Here is a 13,832-nt window from a genome sequence, read left to right as displayed (position 1 = left end):
AGTGATTACATGAAAAAAATTTTAATTATAGAAGATGATCCAGGAATTGCAGAACTGGAAAGAGATTATCTGGAAGCCAGCGATTTTCAGGTAGATATTGAAGCCGATGGCTCTGCCGGTCTGAATCGTGCGCTTAAGGATGATTATGATTTGCTTATTTTAGATGTTATGTTACCGGGACAGGACGGCTTTCAGATTTGCCGGGAGCTGCGGAAGGAAAAGGAACTGCCTATTCTTATGGTATCAGCCCGTCATGAGGACATTGATAAAATCCGGGCTCTGGGACTTGGTGCCGATGATTACGTAATAAAGCCCTTCAGTCCCAGTGAGCTGGTGGCCCGTGTAAAGGCTCATCTCGCCCGTTATCAACGACTTACCAAGCTGTCTGGTGATTCAACACCAAAGATAAAGACCATTCAAAAAGGAGATCTGGAAATCCAGCCAGATACCCACATGGTATATCACAAGGGCAAAGAAATCACCCTTACCAACAAGGAATTTGAACTACTGTTATTCTTGGCGGAAAATCCTGGTATTGTCTTCAGCAAGGACAAGCTATTTGACCAGATATGGGGTCTTGATGCCATGGGTGACACCGCCACGGTTATGGTGCATATAAACCGTCTCCGTGAAAAGATAGAGCCAAATCCTTCCTCCCCAATTTATATAGAAACAGTATGGGGAGCAGGCTACAGATTCTGCAATAAATAAGCCTTCCCCTTTGGGGAAGGTCCCTCCGCAGGAGGGGGATGAGGTCTTTAACATAAAATATTGACACTAAAAAGCGGCTGCAATCGGATTACCGAATACAACCGCTTTTAAATTTAAATTTTATTATTTAAAGCTATTTTATTAATTCTCAGTCTGAACCATATATTCAGCTTCATCATCGTCCTCAAGATTAGAAGTATCCACATGGCCAACTACCACACTGCTAAGAGCAAACAGGGCCAGGGAGTTTGGAATAACCATGAGGTTATTGAACATATCAGTCAGCTCCCAAACCAGATTGTTTGACAGGCAGGAGCCCATGAATACGAAACAAATAGCAATAACGGAGAAAACCTTTACTGCGGACTTGCCCATGAGGTATTCCACATTAATCTTGGCAAAGAGGTTCCAGCTGAGGATAGTGGAAAATGCGAAGAACAACAGGCTGACAGCGATAAATGCACTACCCAGGGAGCTGCCGAAAAGACTGCTGAAAGCAATCTGAGCCATATTGGTCTTGGAAATCCCCTCTGCCGCTCCATTAGCCAATACGCCGTCACCAGTATAAAGGGTAGTAATTACAACCAAAGCAGTCATGGTAAGAACAACAAAGGTATCAATAAATACACCAACCATAGCAACAACACCCTGATCATGCGGCTTTTCAACATTTGCCAAAGCGTGGGCATGTGGAGTGGAACCCATACCAGCCTCATTGGAGAACAGACCGCGCTTTACACCCTGAGAAATAGCAGTTTTGATTGCCATACCCCAGCTACCACCAATAATGGCATCAGGATTAAATGCATAGTAGAAAATAAGAGAAACAGCCTCCGGCACTCTTTCAAAGTTTGCCAAAAGAATAGCAGCACCACCGATAAGATAGAAAACAGCCATAATAGGAACCAGCTTCTCAGTAATTCTGGCAATACGCTTGGTACCACCGATAAATACGAAGCCAGCCAATAATGCGATTACCAAGCCAATGCCCCAAGCTGGAATACCAAAGGCAGCCTCACTGGTTTCACCAATGGAATTGGACTGAACCATGCAGCCCATGAAGCCCAGTGCCAGGGTGATTGCTACTGCAAAGAATGCTGCCAAAAACTTGCCGAATGCGCCTGGAAAAGCCTTACGAATATAGTAAACAGGACCACCAAGAACTGTGCCATCCTCCTTAACGACACGAGTTGCCTGAGCGAGAACTGCCTCAGCATAGTTGGTTGCCATGCCGAAGAAAGCAATAATCCACATCCAGAAAATAGCACCAGGGCCACCAGTAAGGATTGCACCAGAAGCACCAACCACATTACCAGTACCAACCTGGGCTGCAACCGCAGTTGCCAAAGCCTGGAAGGAGCTCATACCGCTCTTGCCATTTTCACCATGAAGGGAAAAATTGCCAAAGAAACGTCTGAAGCCCTCACCAAGGCAACGAACCTGAACGAAGCGGGTTCTGATGGTATAATACAGGCCCAAACCGATTAACAGAAAGCATAGAATGTAATCTGATAAATAGGTGTTGACCATCTGTACAAGTTCTAATAAGTAGTCCATAATCAAATCCTCCAAAATAAAAAGAGTATCATCCGAAGGACGATACTCCATAAAGACAAAATAAATAAACAAGGCCGCATAACTTCTAGAACATTACTTGGCATGTTACTCATCATCACTGTCTTTTTGCCTGAGAGATTCAGCTTACATATAAAATGTAAACCTTGCACCTTCGGCACCCAATTTAATGGGATTCTCCAGAGTACCCTCCATCACCAGTCTGCTAAGCATTCTGATGACTTCTTCGGATTAATGTAGTTAACATAGAGTAATATACTACTGTTTTATGTTCATGTCAAGGAGATATTTGTATTTGTATTAGCCAATCCCCCTATTTCTCCCATAATCCCTTATTTACCAAGGATTGAAGCATATATGATTATTGCCATATTCTGGCATAATTTGGCATATTTTTGTCACCAAAAGGTATAAAATTCGGTATAAAATTGTTAGAAAAACATCTTTATACCAGGAATTTCACCATATGCCTGAATGTCACGCATTATTTATTCTGTGTACCTCTTCCTTTATGTCGTTATAATTCAAATGGGTATAAATATTTAATGTTACACTTATGCTTGAATGGCCCATAAGATACTGAAGTGCCTTCGGATTTATTCCACTTTTTGCCATATTTGAACAATAAGTATGCCTGCAAATATGAGGAGTAACCTTTGGTATCTGAGAATCCTTGTTAAGTCTATTATATTTCTCAACAATTCTCTTGAAATACTGATTCCACAGATATGCATGTGTTATACTTCTTTCTCTGTTGAAAAATAAAAAACCAGAATATCCATCTACTATAGGTTCTTTAAGTGGAGTTTTTCTTTTTGCAATAAGTGTCCTGAAACATTCCTCAACATCGTCTGTCATCGGTATTACCCTAGTACCATTTTTGGTTTTTGTTTTTTCAATATAGTACCCAACCTTTGAGGTCTTCAATAACTGATGATCTATATTGATTGAATGATCATCAAAATTAATATCATCCATTGTAAGACCACAAAATTCAGAAATACGCATTCCGGTCTTAAAGAGAATGTAGATAACCTCATAATATTTCTTGTAAACTCCATCTACTTTGATAAATTCGAGAAATTTCTTCTCATCATCCTCCGAAAGAGCCTCTCGTTTCAAACTTTCATTAACAATTACATCTTTTAAAGAAAATGAAAACGGATTCTTTCGAATGAAATCATCATCAACTGCAAGCTGAAACGCTGGTCTAAGTACCCCACCAACAACACGAACACTATTATAACTCCTTCCGTCGTCTTCCTGGAGCTTTATCAACCATGTTTTAGCATCAGATTTTTTTACATTTGCAATAATTTTTCTACCAAAAGAATCATTTTCTAACAGAGTAAGAACTGTATGATAACCATTTTGAGTGTTTCGTCTGACCCCCTTCTTGGTTGCAATATACTTTTTTACAAGTTGCAGTACAGTAATATTACTTGCACGCGTATCAATATTATCAAAGATGTCTTTCTGAATCTGTTTTTCTAATTCTCTTAAAGGTTCTGAATCTTTTTTTCCTGCAGGAGTAATATCGGTACTGACGAGTCTCCAACTATAAATTGCTATTTCTTTCCCATTTGGGCCAAGATATTTAAATCTATAGCGCCCGTCAGGCATCTGTATCTCGCCATTATGTAAAATACGACCTTTTTTGTCTCTTCTTTTCTCGCTCACAATAATCTCTCCTTTCATGAAGAAAAGAAGATTGTCTTGAATATTAATTTAATAATATCGTCAGGAAATCTTCTTTTCAAAATGCTATTTTTATATGGCTGTAGTTTCATCAAGATATTTTTCAAACATTACCCTTTTAATTCTGCAATGCGCCCCAATTTCAAGAATAAAATCAGCATTTGGGTTACTACGGATTAAGCCGTAAAGCTTTTTAACGCCGATTCCATAATATGCTGCTGCTTCCTCCATACTGAGAGAATACTTTTCCCATATAGGGATATACGCATTTTTATCTGCCATAAAAAAACACCTCCTATCGTTAAGCCACGAAAGGAGGTAAAAAAGGACGTTTCTATTAATCTTTTTTATAAAATTTGCAAATATATCCATCAGCCCTAAGGTTCAATCCATTTGCCCAGGACGGAACCTCAGCCATTTTCTTGCAAACTGCATCAAGGCTTATGCCGGTATCAGCCTCTATAATTACTTCATCATGGACATGGGCCACTATTCTTAAATTCCTGAGAGTCTTCATTGCGTGCATCAGTAAATCCCTGCTTGTGGCCTGAACAATATTCTCCACAAACTTTGGACCGTAGCTTTCCAGTCTTTCCCATTTCTTTGCTGTACCAATGCCTTCAAAGTTTACTGACTCCCCGCCAAATCTGTTTATTCCTATTTTTGGTTTGACATAGGAGAGAACTCTCCCCGAAGGAAGTTTTATAAACAGCATTCCGCTTCTGCATGTGAAGCTTATACCTTTCACATTTGTAACCGTTTTTTCCTTGATAGCTTTCTTTACTGCGCGGTCAACATCCCACCAAAATCTTACTATATGCGGATTGGCACTTCTCCACGCATTTACCAGGTCAGGAAGCTCATCCTCGTTTAATCCCATATCAATAGCTCCCATTTCCTTCAATGCACCAACTGATCCTCCATAGCCCAGGGCAAGTTCTGCGATTTTACCTTTCTGTCTGAGATGCCCATTCACCCCGTGCTTTTCTACCGGTATCCCAAACATCTGTGAGGCCGAGGCACAATAGATGTCCTCTCCGTCCTCAAAAGCTTCAATTCGCCACTGTTCTCCCGCATACCATGCAATTACCCTTGCTTCGATTGCAGAAAAGTCAGCAACAATAAACACCTTACCGTTACCAGGAATAAAAGCAGTGCGTATCAGCTGTGAAAGGGTATCCGGAATATCCTCATAAAGAATATCCAGTGCTTCGTAATTGCCGCTTCTTACAAGTCCCCGTGCCTCATCCAGATCAGATATATAGTTCTTGGGAAGATTCTGCAGCTGCACAAGCCTTGAACTGAAACGTCCTGTCCTGTTTGCCCCATAAAACATGAACATCCCTCGTACCCTGTGATCGCTGCAGGCCGCATTCTGCATTGCCTGATACTTCTTTACCGATGATCTGGCAATCTTTTGCCTCATTAAAAGTACATCGGCCACATCACTATCAGTCTCCTTTATCAGTTCAGCAACAGCCTTTTTGCCAAGTGTATCTGTTAAAACACCGTTATCCGCAAGCCACGACTTCATCTGTAATACGGAGTTTGGATTATCGAGTCCTGTCTTGCTCTTCAGCATTTCAATCAGCATACTATGAGATTTCCCATCAATTGCGATGGCAATTCTCGCAAATTCCATATCAACAAGTATTCCCCTGTCGTTTATTTCCTGGTCAAGATGGTACTCGTCCCATACATTATCCGGCACGGGAAACTTTGCCAGTCTTGACTGTATCTGCATTTCCGCCTCAACATCCCTTGCATTGTACTCCTTGAAAAGCCTCCACTTTTCCATATCATGCTTCGGAAGGTTTCTTGTTCTTCCACCATTTGACTTTGTGGGCGTGCAAGGCTCACAGAAATACTTTATCAAATCCTTTCCGGCAGCCAGCTTCTGCTTTTCAAGTCCAAGTATTATACCTACTCCTTCCAGGGAAAGCGGAAGCCCCATATAGGCTGACCAGACCATGCTGCATTTCCACTGTTTTGGAGAAAGATATTCACCCGTTTTAAGGCCCAGATATCTTGATAAACAAATACGCTCGAACTGTGCGTTGAAGGCCCACTTTGTGACTTTCTCATCGGTCAGTGCTGCAATTATTTCATCAGGGATCTTTTCACCCAGGGCAAGGTCAATCACCTTGACTTCCCCTCCGTCCACACTGTATCCGAACAGAAGAATTTCAAAATCGGGTGACTCAGCATACGGGTAAACGCCGCTCTTTTTAAGCTTCACCGATGAATAGGTTTCCAGATCAATCTCAAGATTCTTCATTTGATGCCTCCTAAGAAAAGACGGCATGGAATGCCTCCATACCGCCCCATAAACACTTTATTACTCGAGGAAATCATCATCATCTATTGTGGTGAAGTCATCCGCTGCAGACGATCTTCCGCCAAGAGGCTCACCATCACGGACCTTCTGGATGTTCCCAAGACCGCATGCAATCCCCTTGTTCCCGTTGGAATTGAAGGCATAGAAGTTAAGCGATACCCTTGCATAACAGCCTGAATAAACCTCACTGTGATCACTAATACGAGTATTTCTACGGTCAACAATATCAGGCGGGGTATTGCTGTTTGCATTCAAGAAATAATGTCCCTTGTATGCCTCATCATCACGCTCCAGATCACCGTCACGGAGTGGAAGCTTAAGAGCTTTTTTGTTAGGCTTCTTGCCCCCGAATTTCGCAATCCCTTCATCAATTGCTGCATCCACTGCTGCGTTGATTGCATCGATGGTAGTCTTATCATCCTTTGGAATAAGAACAGACACGGAATACTTTGCCGCTCCGCCATTGATTGATACCGGCTCCCAACCGTGAAAGTAAGAGAGTCTTGTGTTCAAACCGGTGATAACTTTTGTTTTGGTGTTAGAATTTGTCATAATTAATTTCCCCCTAAATTTCGTCAAAATCATGTTTTGCATCTGAAATATTCATTGCCGGCCTCTTGTCAGAAACAGGTACAAGAGTCGGCTTTCCCGGTGGCTTGTATATAAGTTCACCGAGGATTTCCTCAAAGTTCTTTTTGCCCATCAGCTTCTGCATTTCGGTCATCGGAATAAGGGACTGACGGTAGATATCAGAGTATCCGTTTTTCCTGGCAGCATCTGCCACCTTTTCCTCATCAATGTACTTTCGAACTGAGCGTCCTTCCACTACCTTGAACCCGTTCCAAACCTTGCCATGATTAACTGCTGCATCCGTTGCATAGGCAGTGATTGCATTGGCCCATCTGGTAAGATCAGGGAGCTTTTCCAAGACCTCCTCAATCTCGGCATCAGTAAGAAGCGGCGGCAGCCTGAAATCCTTCCTGGCAAGATTGAGTTTTTCCTCCGCCCTGGCACGGCATTTTACTGCAGCCCTGCAGAAGGTACACCATTCACCCGGCTGATATTCTCCTTCACCCTTGAAGGCAAGTTCAGCCTTTGGAACAAGCTCGTTCTCAGCCCATTCCTTAAGAGCCTTAGTGCTAATAGTCCAAGTGCTTACATTCTCCCGACGTGGCTGGAAAATTGTCATGGAAACTTCCTTAATATCATAAAGGCTGTCATAGATGGCAAGTGCACCCAATGCATAAAGCTTCATCTGGGGATTGTTCTCAGCTTCTACCAGAACCCCTAAGCCATACTTAAAATCAATAATATGAAGTCTGTCATCCGAAACAATAACACAGTCACCTGTACCGAACCCATCAGGCACATAGCATGAGAAATCAAGTCTCTGCTCAATGAGGATGATAGGGTCGGTGCAGCTTCTCCTTGCCTCCATGTACTGCTCCATAACATACTGCACATACCCGTTCATCCGGCTCTGGTAGTCACCACGCAGGAGACCATCCACATTGAACCTGAAAAACAAATGGCTCTTTTCAGCCGGAAGTAATAGTGCCTGCTGCAGAGCCTGTTCCCATCGAGCAATCCACGGATTAAGCGTGTACATAACAAAATCCAGTGACTGCTGCTCAATATTAGAAAAGCTCGACTTTTCAAGGTCCCCAACCATGTGCGGTGGAACTCTGAAAATTCGAGCTATCTCATTGATTTGAAATTTTCTTGTCTCTAAAAACTGTGCCTCGTTGGGCGGTATGCCCATCTGCTTGTATGTCATTCCTTCTTCAAGCACGGCCACGCTGTGGGCTTTCCTGCCCGTAAACTGTGCCTGCCAGCTTTTTCGAAGCTTATCCGGGTCCTTTACTACTCCCGGATGCTCCAGGATACCTCCCGGGGTTGCACCGTTGGCAAAGAAGGCTGCCCCATATTCCTCGGTAGCTATTGCTATGCCTATTGCATTCTTGGCCATGGTAATTGGACTGTAGCCGATAAGGCCATCAAAGCCAAGGCCGGGGATATGAAGGACATCCTCCCTTGGAAGAACCACCTGCTCAAACTTCTGATTACTCCCAGACTCATCGGCATTGCGTGTATAGGTATAGACAAGCTGCCCCGATGAATCACGGCTTACATCCATCTTGTTTGGAAGAAGTGGATACAGTGCAGTTACCTCTCCCCTGCCATTCCTTATAATCTGGGCATAAGCGTTGCCCCAAAGCAGAAGGTGGCTCATCATTGTCTCCCTGAACACAAAGCTGGTCATTTCAGGATTAGGCTCATCGTGAAGGAGCCTGTAAAGGCAGTGACTATATAGCTTTTCCTTGCTGCCATCAGGTCTGTACTGATACACATGAAGCGGAAGGCTTGCTATTGCCTCTGCCAGTATTCTCACACAGGCATAAACAGCTGTTACCTGCATCGCTGTCCGTTCAGTTACATTCTTGCCCGCTGGGGTTGCTCCCCAAACAAACGGCCAGTGGCTTGAAAGGTAATTCTTTGGCTTGTCTCTTGAACGAAACAGTTTAGAAAATAGATTCATAAATGATGCCTCCTTTAAAGGAAATTTGATAGAAAACGAGAATATTTAAAAACGTTATGGATAATGATTTATTCTGTATCTAAAAATATTATTTTAAATAAGCATCTCAATACCATTAACGGGAGTGATTTTAATGAGTAATAACGAAAAGTTGTACATCAGACAACATACACACATTGTTCCTTTTTATCATACTGTAGATCGAAAAGACTTATATGATAGTTGGAATTGTACCAAAATATTAAACAAAATATTTTATTTTGACGTTAACGAGGAATCTATATACTATAGGTTTGATAGTTTGATCGAACGCCCTAATCTGTTGAATAAAGAGCATGATTACTTAAGTGCGAGTGAAAGGGATGCTTTTGAATTCTCTTTACTACTTACCAATAAAGATGGAGTGCTTAGCGATATCCCAATATTCTTGTTTAGTGATAAACAAGTGATATCCATTCATGATATCACTATAACTTTGTATGGAAATGGGATAGGTTTTTTATCTTATGATATAGGAAGTAAAGCTGAATTTGGAGATTCTGCAAAAAATATATCTGAGTTTTGTAAAAAATATCGCCATTTCTTGTGGATTGGTGTTTATAAGCCATATTTTATTATGCCAAGCGAAATAAAAAAATCTTTCGATTTTTCAGAGAACGATAATATAAATGAATTGATTGCTAATATCTATTCAAACTCATATGATTTACAAAATATGAGTTCTTTTTCCTTTACAGACTTTATTGAAAAACTATTAGATAATTTAATTGAACTAATATCATCCTCAAGTTTATCGTCGTATCATTTTTTTGATTATTATGCATGTAGGAATTATTTTGCTCTATATAAACCAGGGATAAATATGGAATATGTCAAAAATGTATTGCCAGATTTTGTACTAGAATATAATGGTTGCAAAGAACCAGAAATGATTACAAACGATTTATTTTGCTATACGGATATTAATTGCATGATATTTTTTTCATGTAATCCATTTTTTGAACTAAAGATGCCTACGCTTCATTCTGAGCGATTTAGTAATTATTTTTCTGGATTTATTAAATATAAAATGATTCAGAGAGTGTATACGGATGTATTACAACAATATTACTTTTTAAAGAGTTTAAGTCAGTTATATGCATATGAAAAATTGCCCAAAGACCCACAGGCATACTCAGGTAATTTATCAGATGATCTATATAAAAAAATAAAGGAACTTAGATTAAAAATTAATTTATTTTATTTGTTAAACACAACTTCGTTTGTCAGTTATGAAAAATCTATCAATGATATTTATCTCTATGCGAAAAAAGAATGTAATATAAGTGAAATTTCTGGGAACCTTGAAAAGGGTGTTGATGCTATAGCAGAGATGAGTCAGCAGGTAATGGCCGAAAACAATACTAAAAGGCTGAAAAAGGTTGAGCGTGTAGTAGGTATATTAGCATTTTTCGGGATATGTTCAGTTTTTGCTGATTCATTATCTTTTTGTGACCAGTTCTTTGATGCAAAAGATAAACTACCGCAACTTTTAGAAAATTTTAATATTAATAAAAAAGAAGTTCCTGGGCAATGGATAACCTTGATATGCATTTTTGCAGTAATATTAGCCTTTAATATAACTGGCCTACTAGGATTAATCATACCTGAAGGTATCTTAAATTTTATTATAAAAATACAAAATAAACTTTTAAAAACTCCTGAATACATAAGAGATGCAATTTCAAGAATTAAATATATTAAAAATGAGGGTTTGGGTGTTTTATTTCCCCCTTTATTTAAGGAGCTAAAAAAAACCATAAAGAGAAATTACATCTTACACCCTGGCCGGCTGCTCTTTGTAGCTAGTAGTATACCATTGGTATACATAGTTGCAGAATCTCAAATCATTAGTATTTTTGATGAAGAAGTACAGTGGATATTTGTAATTATTCTATTTATATATAGCACTTTGGTGCTTTATTATACTCATAAGATTTTAAGCCATGAGTAACTAATAAAAATCATTTCAAAATATGTCACCATAAAAAAAATGAGATGGAAAACCTATCCAAAACTGAAAAAAACATTGTCCCTTTTTATGCTTAAGCAAAACTATAGAAGCATGGAAATCTGGCAGAAACACCCCAAACAGACTATCCATCTGCTTGAGTTATTGGCAAAAAGGCTGTAGCACCTGTTGTGTCTTAAATCAACAGCAGCCCACGCCCATCATACACACTTTCACCATTATCCAATCCACAGCGGATTGCTCGGTCAAGGGCCATTATTGTGGCCACAACACCGTCAATCTTCTCTGTGGATTTTTCTTTGTCCGGCTTTATGTTACCGGCCGGGTCTGTCTTTATGAAGATGTTATCCATCATCCATCTAAGTACCGGATGCCCTCCATGAGCTATTTTCTCCTCCAACGTCAGCTTCATAAGCTCCTTGGTTGGTGGGTTCATATCCTTAAAACCCTGACCAAATGGGACCACTGTAAAGCCCATCCCTTCAAGGTTCTGTACCATCTGCACAGCTCCCCAGCGGTCGTATGCGATTTCCCGGATATTAAACCTTTCATTCAGCTTATCAATGAACTGCTCAATGTAGCCGTAATGGACCACATTGCCCTCAGTTGTCAGCAATTTTCCCTGCTTCTCCCACACATCATAAGGCACATGGTCGCGCCTTACTCTTACATCAACGTTGTCCTCAGGAATCCAGAAATAAGGAAGAATATAGTATTTATCATCTTCGTCCAAAGGCGGAAACACCAGCACAAAGGCCGTTATATCCGTGGTACTGGATAGGTCAAGACCTCCATAAAATGAAAGGCGAAAAAATAGGGATGGCCTCAAAAGGTGCAGTTTGGGGCGGATTTGGGAAAATCGATTATTTTGGTGAGTAAATTATAATTACAAATAAAAAATGGCCAGCTCCTTAATTATAGAAACTGGCCTTTACTCATTCATAACAATGTGGACATATGCAAAATCCGTTACTGTACTGATCTATTCCACCACTTCTTATCCATGCAGGCACATTAGGAAATAGATCTTGTAAGTATCCCATTTTTCTGCCGTAATCTAGGTATTTGACGTACATAAGTGACTCTTCCTCGTTTAAGGTATATATTTCTACATTACCGCAACAAGAACACTTAGCCACAATATCAATGCAAACCTGTTCTTCTATCATTATGCACCCTCCCCTTCATCAAACTCCGCTGTTAGTTTTCCTCTGAATTCTCTCGTGTTCTCCTTATTAGGCTCACCATAATAGAAGCCAACCACTGAAGTTGTATTCTTCTTATCCTCCATTATGAAGGTGATGTCACCTTCCTGAGAATAAAGCGTATAAACCTCCACTGCTTCCCTAGTACCGCAATCTGGACAGATCTCAGTACAGTTGTCTTTCCTTGACAGTGCCGGATAACCATCATACTCCTTGCCGCAAATTGGACATACTCTCATCATTCCACCACCTCAAAATCATCCTCATCCAAAACAACAATTACTCCCGATATGTTATCCCATGAAATCTGGATATATCCAAAAACATCCACTGTCCTGACGGTCCCCATGGTTCCAACCGGTGGTGACTGTGGTCCGTACTTCTTAAGAAGCTTTACCCTCATTCCAGGTTGATAGGTTCTTTCAATACGGCTTACTTCCTTGTCGCTTTTCATTATTTAACCACCTCGATCTCATCCTCACCCAGAACCACATTTAATCCCGAGCCGTTATCCCATGCCACCATAACCGAACCGATGTCATCCACGCCTCTTACCGTTCCCTCTGTGCCTATCGGCGGTGCCTGAATATCATCCATCTTTACCAATCGTACCCTCATTCCTGCCAGGTATGTAGCCTTGGCCTTTGCAATCTCATCTCTCATAGCATGACCTCCTCACCATCATTATGTCGTGGTTTGGGCTTCTTGTAAGCGGCCAAAATAAAAAACTGCCCTCATTTGAGAGCAGCTATATTATTAATCTGTTATACTTGCCAACAACCTTGCCAATGACTCCTTGAACTTTATGTCATCATCTTCCAAGCGTTTCCTTGGTCCCCTTAGGTGATGTTTCCCAGATGCCCTGCGCGCCTTCTTGGTAATGTGACGTTCCATAAGTAGCCTATCTATATTTTCATTGGTATACAGCCAACCATTCTGATGGATAGCATACGCCTTCTTACCCAGAGTCATAGCTGCAACACCGTAGTCCTGAGTAACCACCACATCACCTTCGTGGCACAGATTAACAAGGGCAAAATCCACCGCATCCGCCCCTGCTCCAATTATCTTTACCTCACTGTAGTCTGATTTAAGTATATGATTAGTATCACACAGAAGTGTCACTGGAACACCATATTTCACGGCCACTTCCTCAGTCTGCCTAACTACCGGGCATCCATCTGCATCAACAAATATTCTCATATTATCCGTCTCTTTCATTTATCTTTGGCTTGTATTATAACACAATACTTAATAACCAAAAACTGTACATCCATACCATCATCATAACTAAAATGTATTATAAAATAACCGAAATAAATGGTATAATTGGTCCGTAAGATATGTGAGGGGGGCTTATATATGACCGACAACAATCCTATAGTGTCTTTCTTTGACGGGCTTTTAGATCATATTCCTGTACCTTCTTTGAACGGACAAGACAATAATCTATCAAAACAGTTTTTGCAAGAAGTAGAAAGATATGAGTTGGAAGCACAACGCTTTCAGGCTATAAAACAGCACCTCAACGAAATTCCGGACAAACACATGGTTGACGATAATTTCTGATATAAACCTTAACACTCCTTTCTGTATGGGCTACTGTTTCTTCCTTCACAATAGTCCAATACACTGTGGGCTGCCACCCAGCGGCCCAACTTTCTTTATGATGTAAGCCGGGATACAAATTACTTACACTACATCCCGTTTACATAGGGGCTGCATATGCGGCTCCTTTTTTATTGCGCCCATAAA

General features: G+C 40.7%; 14 protein-coding genes, 1 pseudogene and 1 riboswitch. Of the genes and pseudogenes, 3 read left to right on the top strand and 12 right to left on the bottom strand.

Going from position 1 to position 13,832, the window contains the following annotated elements:
* Nucleotides 1-9: 9 nt before the first annotated feature.
* Nucleotides 10-711 carry a response regulator transcription factor gene (locus T355_RS0107015; RefSeq protein WP_027397140.1) on the top strand — a complete coding sequence of 234 codons (702 nt, stop codon included), beginning with the start codon at nucleotides 10-12 and terminating at the stop codon, nucleotides 709-711.
* 141 nt (nucleotides 712-852) lie between these two features.
* Here the strand turns inward: T355_RS0107015 and T355_RS13860 are convergent, their stop codons facing one another.
* The 6 genes from T355_RS13860 to T355_RS15540 form a co-directional block, all read right to left on the bottom strand.
* Entirely contained in the window at nucleotides 853-2,268 is a 1,416-nt protein-coding gene (locus T355_RS13860) for an alanine/glycine:cation symporter family protein (protein WP_037329995.1), read from the bottom strand.
* 108 nt (nucleotides 2,269-2,376) lie between these two features.
* A riboswitch (glycine riboswitch) is annotated at nucleotides 2,377-2,479 on the bottom strand.
* Between the two features lie 284 nt (nucleotides 2,480-2,763).
* Nucleotides 2,764-3,966, bottom strand: coding sequence for a tyrosine-type recombinase/integrase (locus tag T355_RS0107000; RefSeq protein ID WP_027397139.1), 1,203 nt, complete (start codon nucleotides 3,964-3,966; stop codon nucleotides 2,764-2,766).
* Between the two features lie 90 nt (nucleotides 3,967-4,056).
* Nucleotides 4,057-4,266 (bottom strand): excisionase, encoded by a 210-nt coding sequence (locus T355_RS0106995; protein ID WP_027397138.1) that lies wholly within the window; start codon nucleotides 4,264-4,266, stop codon nucleotides 4,057-4,059.
* 55 nt (nucleotides 4,267-4,321) lie between these two features.
* Entirely contained in the window at nucleotides 4,322-6,262 is a 1,941-nt protein-coding gene (locus T355_RS0106990) for a DNA polymerase (protein WP_027397137.1), read from the bottom strand.
* A gap of 60 nt (nucleotides 6,263-6,322) precedes the next feature.
* The gene (locus T355_RS0106985) at nucleotides 6,323-6,874 is read right to left on the bottom strand and encodes a DUF2815 family protein (protein WP_027397136.1); all 552 of its coding nucleotides are present in this window, start codon (nucleotides 6,872-6,874) and stop codon (nucleotides 6,323-6,325) included.
* Nucleotides 6,875-6,887: 13 nt separating this feature from the next.
* Complete coding sequence (locus T355_RS15540; protein WP_071997181.1) at nucleotides 6,888-8,861, bottom strand: phage portal protein; 1,974 nt, start codon at nucleotides 8,859-8,861, stop codon at nucleotides 6,888-6,890.
* Between the two features lie 133 nt (nucleotides 8,862-8,994).
* Here T355_RS15540 and T355_RS0106975 point away from each other — a divergent pair, with 133 nt between their 5' ends.
* A complete protein-coding gene (locus T355_RS0106975) occupies nucleotides 8,995-10,854 on the top strand; it encodes a hypothetical protein (protein ID WP_027397135.1) in 1,860 nt (619 codons plus the stop codon).
* Nucleotides 10,855-11,047: 193 nt separating this feature from the next.
* Here T355_RS0106975 and T355_RS13850 read toward each other — a convergent pair.
* The 6 genes and pseudogenes from T355_RS13850 to T355_RS0106945 form a co-directional block, all read right to left on the bottom strand.
* Nucleotides 11,048-11,668: pseudogene (locus tag T355_RS13850) on the bottom strand (terminase TerL endonuclease subunit); the annotation flags it as partial.
* A gap of 139 nt (nucleotides 11,669-11,807) precedes the next feature.
* Nucleotides 11,808-12,041: a hypothetical protein gene (locus T355_RS0106965; protein ID WP_027397134.1), complete on the bottom strand. Its 234-nt coding sequence runs from the start codon at nucleotides 12,039-12,041 to the stop codon at nucleotides 11,808-11,810.
* Nucleotides 12,041-12,319 carry a hypothetical protein gene (locus T355_RS14995; RefSeq protein ID WP_071997180.1) on the bottom strand — a complete coding sequence of 93 codons (279 nt, stop codon included), beginning with the start codon at nucleotides 12,317-12,319 and terminating at the stop codon, nucleotides 12,041-12,043. Before T355_RS14995 ends, T355_RS0106965 begins: the two co-directional genes overlap by 1 nt.
* Nucleotides 12,316-12,531 (bottom strand): DUF4314 domain-containing protein, encoded by a 216-nt coding sequence (locus T355_RS0106955; protein ID WP_027397133.1) that lies wholly within the window; start codon nucleotides 12,529-12,531, stop codon nucleotides 12,316-12,318. The genes T355_RS14995 and T355_RS0106955 overlap by 4 nt, the downstream gene beginning before the upstream one ends.
* Nucleotides 12,531-12,740, bottom strand: a complete 210-nt coding sequence (locus tag T355_RS0106950; protein ID WP_027397132.1) for a DUF4314 domain-containing protein — start codon at nucleotides 12,738-12,740, stop codon at nucleotides 12,531-12,533. The genes T355_RS0106955 and T355_RS0106950 overlap by 1 nt, the downstream gene beginning before the upstream one ends.
* 93 nt (nucleotides 12,741-12,833) lie before the next feature.
* Nucleotides 12,834-13,280 (bottom strand): YaiI/YqxD family protein, encoded by a 447-nt coding sequence (locus T355_RS0106945; RefSeq protein ID WP_027397131.1) that lies wholly within the window; start codon nucleotides 13,278-13,280, stop codon nucleotides 12,834-12,836.
* Between the two features lie 159 nt (nucleotides 13,281-13,439).
* Between T355_RS0106945 and T355_RS0106940 the strand changes: the two genes are divergently transcribed.
* Nucleotides 13,440-13,646, top strand: a complete 207-nt coding sequence (locus T355_RS0106940) for a hypothetical protein (protein ID WP_027397130.1) — start codon at nucleotides 13,440-13,442, stop codon at nucleotides 13,644-13,646.
* Nucleotides 13,647-13,832 lie beyond the last annotated feature (186 nt).

This window comes from Anaerovibrio lipolyticus LB2005 (assembly GCF_000621545.1).
Lineage (GTDB): Bacteria > Bacillota > Negativicutes > Selenomonadales > Selenomonadaceae > Anaerovibrio > Anaerovibrio lipolyticus_A.
This window is presented reverse-complemented; position numbering and strand designations above follow the sequence as displayed.

Excerpts from the sequence above, each read along its gene's own strand:
- T355_RS15540 (WP_071997181.1), bottom strand. The coding sequence starts at position 8,861 with ATGAATCTATTTTCTAAACTGTTTCGTTCAAGAGACAAGCCAAAGAAT.
- T355_RS0106995 (WP_027397138.1), bottom strand. The coding sequence starts at position 4,266 with ATGGCAGATAAAAATGCGTATATCCCTATATGGGAAAAGTATTCTCTC.
- T355_RS0106940 (WP_027397130.1), top strand. The coding sequence starts at position 13,440 with ATGACCGACAACAATCCTATAGTGTCTTTCTTTGACGGGCTTTTAGAT.
- T355_RS0106945 (WP_027397131.1), bottom strand. The coding sequence starts at position 13,280 with ATGAGAATATTTGTTGATGCAGATGGATGCCCGGTAGTTAGGCAGACT.
- T355_RS0106990 (WP_027397137.1), bottom strand. The coding sequence starts at position 6,262 with ATGAAGAATCTTGAGATTGATCTGGAAACCTATTCATCGGTGAAGCTT.
- T355_RS0106955 (WP_027397133.1), bottom strand. The coding sequence starts at position 12,531 with ATGAAAAGCGACAAGGAAGTAAGCCGTATTGAAAGAACCTATCAACCT.
- T355_RS13860 (WP_037329995.1), bottom strand. The coding sequence starts at position 2,268 with ATGGACTACTTATTAGAACTTGTACAGATGGTCAACACCTATTTATCA.
- T355_RS0106985 (WP_027397136.1), bottom strand. The coding sequence starts at position 6,874 with ATGACAAATTCTAACACCAAAACAAAAGTTATCACCGGTTTGAACACA.
- T355_RS0106965 (WP_027397134.1), bottom strand. The coding sequence starts at position 12,041 with ATGATAGAAGAACAGGTTTGCATTGATATTGTGGCTAAGTGTTCTTGT.
- T355_RS0106950 (WP_027397132.1), bottom strand. The coding sequence starts at position 12,740 with ATGAGAGATGAGATTGCAAAGGCCAAGGCTACATACCTGGCAGGAATG.
- T355_RS14995 (WP_071997180.1), bottom strand. The coding sequence starts at position 12,319 with ATGATGAGAGTATGTCCAATTTGCGGCAAGGAGTATGATGGTTATCCG.
- T355_RS0107015 (WP_027397140.1), top strand. The coding sequence starts at position 10 with ATGAAAAAAATTTTAATTATAGAAGATGATCCAGGAATTGCAGAACTG.
- T355_RS0106975 (WP_027397135.1), top strand. The coding sequence starts at position 8,995 with ATGAGTAATAACGAAAAGTTGTACATCAGACAACATACACACATTGTT.